At 67.0% G+C, this 6713-nt stretch carries 8 protein-coding genes; 6 read left to right on the plus strand and 2 right to left on the minus strand.

Features of this window, described 5'->3' with window-relative positions:
- Positions 1–17: 17 nt before the first annotated feature.
- Complete coding sequence (locus HFGMBDPB_RS28790) at positions 18–506, minus strand: MarR family winged helix-turn-helix transcriptional regulator (protein WP_034395585.1); 489 nt, start codon at positions 504–506, stop codon at positions 18–20.
- Positions 503–1408 carry an alpha/beta hydrolase gene (locus HFGMBDPB_RS28795; RefSeq protein ID WP_065347527.1) on the minus strand — a complete coding sequence of 302 codons (906 nt, stop codon included), beginning with the start codon at positions 1406–1408 and terminating at the stop codon, positions 503–505. The genes HFGMBDPB_RS28790 and HFGMBDPB_RS28795 overlap by 4 nt, the downstream gene beginning before the upstream one ends.
- 197 nt (positions 1409–1605) lie before the next feature.
- On the opposite strand from HFGMBDPB_RS28795, the gene HFGMBDPB_RS28800 reads away from it, so the two are divergent.
- From HFGMBDPB_RS28800 to HFGMBDPB_RS28825, 6 genes are all read left to right on the plus strand, one after another.
- On the plus strand, positions 1606–2781 hold the full coding sequence (locus HFGMBDPB_RS28800; protein WP_016450648.1) for an ABC transporter substrate-binding protein: 1176 nt from the start codon (positions 1606–1608) through the stop codon (positions 2779–2781).
- 110 nt (positions 2782–2891) lie between these two features.
- Positions 2892–3812, plus strand: a complete 921-nt coding sequence (locus HFGMBDPB_RS28805; RefSeq protein ID WP_013801787.1) for a branched-chain amino acid ABC transporter permease — start codon at positions 2892–2894, stop codon at positions 3810–3812.
- Positions 3813–3814: 2 nt separating this feature from the next.
- On the plus strand, positions 3815–4777 hold the full coding sequence (locus tag HFGMBDPB_RS28810) for a branched-chain amino acid ABC transporter permease (RefSeq protein ID WP_070080314.1): 963 nt from the start codon (positions 3815–3817) through the stop codon (positions 4775–4777).
- Entirely contained in the window at positions 4774–5568 is a 795-nt protein-coding gene (locus HFGMBDPB_RS28815) for an ABC transporter ATP-binding protein (protein WP_212646753.1), read from the plus strand. Before HFGMBDPB_RS28810 ends, HFGMBDPB_RS28815 begins: the two co-directional genes overlap by 4 nt.
- Positions 5568–6281, plus strand: coding sequence for an ABC transporter ATP-binding protein (locus HFGMBDPB_RS28820; RefSeq protein WP_212646754.1), 714 nt, complete (start codon positions 5568–5570; stop codon positions 6279–6281). The genes HFGMBDPB_RS28815 and HFGMBDPB_RS28820 overlap by 1 nt, the downstream gene beginning before the upstream one ends.
- A 235-nt stretch (positions 6282–6516) precedes the next feature.
- Positions 6517–6713 (plus strand): contractile injection system protein, VgrG/Pvc8 family (locus HFGMBDPB_RS28825; RefSeq protein ID WP_212646707.1); only part of this gene is annotated, 197 nt, incomplete at its 3' end.

The following is a 6713-nucleotide window of genomic DNA, read 5'->3' on the forward strand; positions in this document are numbered from 1 at the left end:
GTTGGGTCTGCGCGCGCTCAGTCCATGGGCGAGCGGTGGGCCACCACCTGCTGCTTGAGGTCGCCCAGCGCCTGGTACAGGTCGTTGCGGCTGGCCTGCGGCATGTCGCCGAACATGCCCATGACCCAGGACTCATGCGCCTTGGCCATGCGCGCAAAGGTCTTGCGGCCCAGCGGGGTGAGGTGCAGCACGGAGCTGCGCCGGTCGGACTCCACCTTGGTGCGCACCACCAGGCCCTCCTTCTCCAACTGGTCGGTGATGCCGGTGATGTTGCCGTTGGTCACCATCATGTGGCGCGACAGCTCGCCCATCTTCATGCCCTCTGGCGCCCGCTGCAGCTGGGCCATGAGGTCGAAGCGGGGCAGGGTGGTGTCGAATTCGCTGCGCAGGCGGTTGCGGATCTCGCCTTCGATGAGGTTGCAGCAGGTGAGCATGCGCAGCCACAGGCGCAGCGCATGGTGGTCGTCGGGCGCGGCGCGCGACTCCAGGTCGGGAGCGTGGGTCATGGCTGGTTCTGCGGTGTGGGGGCGCTCAAGCCCATCTGCGCGAGGATGGCGCGCGTCAGCGGGCTGGCCGGGTCGTTCAGGGTGAGCACGATGTCGAAATGGTTGGTGCCGGGCATGGCCACGTACTGGCCTGACGATGGACCGGGGCCACGGCGCTGGTTCCAGGCGGCCAGGTAGTCGTCGCTCTGGCGCTTGAATTCATCGGTCTCGCTCTCGCCGTAGCTGACGATGAGCGGGCAGGCCGCGCCGTGCGGCAGGAGGGCGGGGCTGTTGCGAATGGCGTCCTGCTCGCTCAGGCGCATCCATTCGTTGATGTGGGTGTGCACCAGCGGGCGCAGGTCGAACAGGCCCGACAGCGGTGCGGCGCCGCGCACCACGTCCTCGGGCACGCCGTAGTCCGCATGCCAGCCGCCGGCCAGCAGCATGCCCGCCAGGTGGCCGCCGGCCGAGCTGCCGCAGACATGGATGCGGCCCGGGTCGCCGCCGTAGCGGGCGATGTGCGCATGCACCCAGGCCAGGGCGCGGCGTGTCTGGTCCACGATGCGGTCCAGCGTGACGGCGGGCGCCAGCGAATAGTTCAGGGCCACCACCACGGCGCCGGCGCGCGTGAAGGTGGGCGCCATGCTGCTGGAGTCGTCCTTGGACAGCAGCCGCCAGTACCCGCCATGGATGAAGAAGAGAACAGGGGCGCCTGCCGCCCCGGTTGCTGCCGGGAAAATGTCCAGCAGCTCGTCGGCATGCTCGCCATAGGCCACGTTCAGCGCGCAGGGCAGGCTCTGGCGCGCGGCCCGGCTGTCGTCGGCATAGGCCTTGATGATGGGGGTGATGTCGGGTACCGTCGCGCGGGCGTTGTACTGGACATCGAGTCCGGCGCGGTCGTAGTGACGGTAGAGTGCGGGCATTGGAACGGAGATGGCGCGAAATGGTTTGTATGGCAGGTATTGGTACAAGTCCCAGACTTGTTCTGCAAAATACTTTAAACCTAAACTAAGACCCGCGCCAACCGTTCCAGCCCTTACAGAGTTTCCCGTCCAGCGTGACGGAAGACTGCCTCACCACCGATTGCCATCCGCGCGGCCCGCGCAAGGAGCACAGCAGCATGCGTTTCCTCACCCCCTTCCTGGCCGCAGCGGCCCTGGCCCCTGCCTTTGTTCCCGCGCTCGCGCAGGCGGACACCATCAAGGTCGGTATCGCCAACGATATTTCCGGGCCGTTTGCCGCGCTGGGCGCCGAGGCGCGTGACGGCTTCAACCTCGCCATCAAGCAGCTGGGTGGCAAGCTGGGCGGCCAGCCGGCCGAGTTCCTGCAGACCGACATGGGCGGCAACCCCGACCAGGCGCGCCAGCTGGTCACGCGCTACATACAGCGCGACAAGGTGGATTTCTTCACCGGCCCCATCGGCTCCAACGTGGCCCTGGCCGTGGGCCCGGCGCTGTTCGGCGCCAAGGTGCCCTACCTGTCCAACAATCCCGGCCCCAGCCAGTTCGCGGGCGCGCAGTGCAATGCGTTCTGGTTCGGCACGTCCTACCAGAACGATGCCTTCCACGAGGCAGCCGGCAAGCTGGCCGCCGACCGTGGCTTCAAGAAGATGTTCATCATGGCGCCCGACTATCCGGCCGGCAAGGATGCGCTGGTCGGCTTCAAGCGCGGCTACAAGACCGCGCCCGGCGAAGAGGTCTACACCAAGCTGGGCCAGATCGACTACGCGGCCGAACTGGCCCAGATCCGCGCGGCCAAGCCCGATGCGGTCTACATCTTCCTGCCGGGCGGCATGGGCATCAACTTCGTCAAGCAGTTCGTGTCCACGGGGCTGTCGCAAAGCGTCAAGCTGATCGGCCCGGGCTTCTCGGCCGACGAGGACGTGATCCAGGCCGTGGGCGAGCCCATGCTGGGCATGGTCAACACCGCGCAGTGGGCGCATGACCTGGACGTGCCGCAGAACAAGGCCTTCGTCGAGGCCTTCCGCAAGGAGTACAAGGGCCGCAACCCCTCGGTCTACGCGGCCCAGGCGTATGACGTGATCATGGCCATGGATGCGGCCGTCAAGCAGGCCGGCGGCAAGGCCTCGGACCGCCAGGCCATCGTCAAGGCGCTGGAGAAGGCCGACTACGCCTCGGTGCGCGGCCCCTTCACGTACGGCAAGAACCACTATCCCATCCAGGCCTACTACCAGCGCGTGATCGAGAAGGATGGCAGCGGCCGCATCACCAACAAGCTGGTGGGCAAGGTGTTCGACAAGTACCAGGACGTCTACGTCAACGACTGCAAGATGTGACCCCGCCGCCGCGCCCCCGTCGGGCGCGGCGTGCCTTGATCTTGATTTTCAAAGCCGGATGATTTGTTGACCGCGCGCGGGCCGATGCGCCCGCGGCAGGGGGCGTGTGGATGACGTGGACGCTGCTCTTGGAGCAATTGCTCAATGGCCTGCAGTTCGGGCTGATGCTGTTTCTGATCGCGGCCGGGCTGACCCTGGTGTTCGGCATCATGGACATCATGAACCTGGCCCATGGCTCGCTGTACATGGCGGGCGCCTATGTGGCGGCCGAGACCATGCAGCGCACGGGCTCGTTCACCGCGGCCGTGCTGGTGGCGGCCGTGGCTACGGGCGTGGCGGGTGTGGTGCTGGAGCTGGTGCTGATACGGCGCCTTGCCGTGCGTGACCATCTGGCCCAGGTGCTGGGCAGCTATGCGGTCATCCTCATTGCCAATGACCTGGTCAAGATGGTCTGGGGCCCGGCGCCGGTGATGCTCAACATGCCGGCCGCGCTGTCGGGGCCGGTGCAGTTGCTGCCCGATCTCATGTACCCGGCCTACCGGCTGATGATCATCGTCTTCGGCCTGGCCGCCGCGTTGGGCCTGTACTGGTTCGTGACGCGCACGCGCGCCGGCGTGCTGGTGCGGGCAGGCGCCTCCAACCGCCAGATGGCCACGCTGATGGGCGTGCGCGTGCCGCTGCTGTTCCTGGGCGTGTTCACGCTGGGCGCCATGCTTGCGGCGGTGGCGGGTGCGCTGCTGGGGCCCATCACTTCGGTGCAGGTCGGCATGGGGGAAGAGATCCTCATCCTGGTGCTGGTGTGCATCGTCATCGGCGGCATAGGCTCCATACGGGGGGCCCTGGTGGGCGCCCTGCTGGTGGGCATGGTGGATACGGCGGGGCGGGCCTTCCTGCCCATGCTGCTGCGCCAGGTGTTCTCCCCGGCGGTGGCATCCAGCGTGGGGCCCACGCTGGCGGCGATTTCCATCTACGTGCTGATGGCGGTGGTGCTGGTGTACCGTCCTTCCGGCCTTTTCCCTGCGCGAGGCTGAGCATGGAACACAGCACATTGCAAGGCAGGTTCCAGGCCCGGTTCTTCTGGACCGTGCTCGCGCTGCTGGCGCTGGCGGTGTTCCCGCTGGTGGCGCCTGCACTGGGGCTGGACTTCTACATCTCCTTCGTGCGCCGCGTGCTGATCTACGCGCTGGCCGCCACCAGCCTGAACCTCATCCTGGGCTATGGCGGCATGGTGGCGCTGGGGCATGCGGCCTTCTTCGGTGCTGGGGCCTATGCGGTGGGCATCCTGGCGATGAACGGCGTGACCTCGGCCCTGGTGGCCTGGCCGGCCGCCGCGCTGCTGGCCGGGCTGCTGGCCGCCGCCACGGGCGCCGTGTCGCTGCGCACGCGCGGCGTGTACTTCATCATGATCACGCTGGCCTTTGCGCAAATGCTGTTCTACATCTTCATCTCGCTGCGCCAGTACGGCGGCGAGGACGGGCTCAACCTGCCCGGCCATTCCGTGCTGCCCGGGCTGGACCTGGGCCACGACGTTTCTTTCTACTACGTGGTGCTGGCGCTGTTCGCGGTGCTGATGGCCTTGTTCGGCCGGCTGGTGGATTCGCGCTTCGGCAAGGCGCTGCAGGGCGTACGCGAGAACGAGTCGCGCATGGAGTCGCTGGGCTACCCGGTCTACCGCCTGAAGCTCGTGGCCTTCGTTCTCAGCGGCGCGGTGGCGGGGCTGGCGGGCGCGCTGCTGGCCAACCACAACCTGTTCATCTCGCCCAGCCTCATGCACTGGACCCAGTCGGCCAACCTGCTGATCATGGTGCTGGTGGGGGGCGTGGGCCTGCGCTGGGGCGGCGTGGCCGGCGCCGTCGTCATGCTGACGCTGGAGGAAGTGCTTCGCATGTGGACCGAGTACTGGCACCTGCCGCTGGGCCTGCTGCTGCTGTGCGTGGTGTTCGGCGCGCCACGCGGCCTGACGGGCCTGTGGTCCGCACGCGGGAGGCAGGCATGAGCGGCGCGGCCACACCTATCTCCATTCCCACCCCGGCCCTGGAGGCTAAGGGCCTGGTGCGCCGCTTTGGCGCGCTGCTGGCCACCGACCATGTCTCGCTGTCGCTGGCGCCTGGCGAGATCCATGCGCTGATCGGCCCCAATGGCGCGGGCAAGTCCACGCTCATCCATCTGCTGTCGGGCACGCTGGCGGCCGACGCCGGCACCCTGGCACTGGCCGGGCGCGACGTGAGCGCGCTCAACGCCCACCAGCGCGTGGCGGCGGGGCTGTCGCGGTCGTTCCAGATCACCAACATCTTCAAGCAGTCCAGCGTGCTGGACAACCTGGTGCTGGCCGTGCAGGCGCATGCCGGCAGCAGTTTCCGCTTCTGGCGCCCGCGCGCGGCCGAGGCTGCGCTGTACGAGCAGGCCCGAGAGCTGGCGCGCGAATGCGCCATTGGCGCCAGCCTGCTGCAGCGCCCCGCAGGCACGCTGCCGCATGGCGAGCAGCGCAAGCTGGAGTTCGCGCTGGCCCTGGCCGCGCGGCCCGGCGTGCTGCTGCTGGACGAACCCATGGCCGGCATGGGGCCTGATGAAACACTGCGCCTGACCGAGCTGATCGAATCCCTGCGCGGCCGCGCCGCCATGCTGCTGGTGGAGCACGACATGCAGGCCGTGTTCCGCCTGGCCGACCGCATCTCCGTGCTGGTCTACGGCCGCATCATCGCCACCGGCACGCCCGACGAGATACGTGGCAACGCCGATGTGCGCCAGGCCTACCTGGGAGACGAAGAAGTGAAGGAGGGCGCGTGATGCTCGAAATGCAGGCCGTGCAAAGCGGCTACGGACCCAGCCAGGTGCTGTTCGGCGTGGACCTGCGCATCGAGGCAGGCCAGGTCGTCACCCTGCTGGGCCGCAACGGCATGGGCAAGACCACGCTGCTTCGCACGCTGCTGGGCCAACTGCCGCTGCGCGCTGGCCGCATGGTGTTTGCCGGGCAGGACATCGCCGGCTGGGCCACCGACCGCATCGCCCGCGCCGGCGTGGCCATCGTGCCCGAAGGCCGCCAGTGCTTTCCCAACCTCACGGTGCGCGAGCACCTGACGGCCTTTGTGGCCCATCGCAATTCGGGCAGCCCCGGCGCGGCAGAGCCCTGGTCGCCCGAGCGCGTGTTCGCCCTGTTCCCCCGCCTGGGCGAGCGTGCCTCCAACATGGGCAACCAACTGTCGGGCGGTGAACAGCAAATGCTGGCCATAGGCCGCGCCCTGGTCACCAACCCGCGCCTGCTCATCCTGGACGAAGCCACCGAGGGCCTGGCCCCCCGCATCCGCGAAGAGATCTGGTCCTGCCTGGCCCAGGTGCGCGCCGCTGGCCAGACCATCCTGGTCATCGACAAATACGTGGAGCGCCTGCTGGGCCTGGCCGACCGCCACCTCATCCTGGAGCGCGGCAAGGTCGTATGGAGCGGAGACTCGGCCGCGCTGGATGGGGACAGAGCGCTGTGGGAACGGTATTTGGGAGTGTGAGCACGCGCAATGCATTCGCAGTTCAAGGCGAAATTCAAGACGCGATGGAGGGTTGAATGGCATTGAAGATCAATGGGTGGCATGCCATTCAAATACATGCCTGTATCCAAGATGGGAAATTGCTTACATTTATAGGATGTATCTGACCCTGCATTTGATTGCTCTATAGCCATAGGCTTGTCTATGATCCCCGCTCACCAAGAGACGGGAGGCCGCCCCCAGGGCGGTTCATACAATGACACGCCGAGTCACCATCCATACGCCATTGGGCGATGAGCTGCATTTCCGTGAATTGCGCGGCCAGGAAAACATCAGCCAGCTCTTCAGCCTCGATGTGGAAATGCTCAGCGAAAACGAAAGCATCGATCCCAAGGCCCTATTGGGCAAAAACGCCACCATAGAAATTGAAACCCAGGGCGGCGGCAGGCGCTT

This window comes from Delftia sp. PE138, from assembly GCF_018320755.1.
GTDB classification, from domain to species: Bacteria; Pseudomonadota; Gammaproteobacteria; order Burkholderiales; family Burkholderiaceae_C; genus Comamonas; species Comamonas tsuruhatensis.

What these genes read in the sequence shown, in the direction of transcription:
- HFGMBDPB_RS28805 (WP_013801787.1), top strand. Translation starts at nt 2,892, where the DNA reads ATGACGTGGACGCTGCTCTTGGAGCAATTGCTCAATGGCCTGCAGTTC.
- HFGMBDPB_RS28795 (WP_065347527.1), bottom strand. Translation starts at nt 1,408, where the DNA reads ATGCCCGCACTCTACCGTCACTACGACCGCGCCGGACTCGATGTCCAG.
- HFGMBDPB_RS28790 (WP_034395585.1), bottom strand. Translation starts at nt 506, where the DNA reads ATGACCCACGCTCCCGACCTGGAGTCGCGCGCCGCGCCCGACGACCAC.
- HFGMBDPB_RS28800 (WP_016450648.1), top strand. Translation starts at nt 1,606, where the DNA reads ATGCGTTTCCTCACCCCCTTCCTGGCCGCAGCGGCCCTGGCCCCTGCC.
- HFGMBDPB_RS28815 (WP_212646753.1), top strand. Translation starts at nt 4,774, where the DNA reads ATGAGCGGCGCGGCCACACCTATCTCCATTCCCACCCCGGCCCTGGAG.
- HFGMBDPB_RS28820 (WP_212646754.1), top strand. Translation starts at nt 5,568, where the DNA reads ATGCTCGAAATGCAGGCCGTGCAAAGCGGCTACGGACCCAGCCAGGTG.
- HFGMBDPB_RS28810 (WP_070080314.1), top strand. Translation starts at nt 3,815, where the DNA reads ATGGAACACAGCACATTGCAAGGCAGGTTCCAGGCCCGGTTCTTCTGG.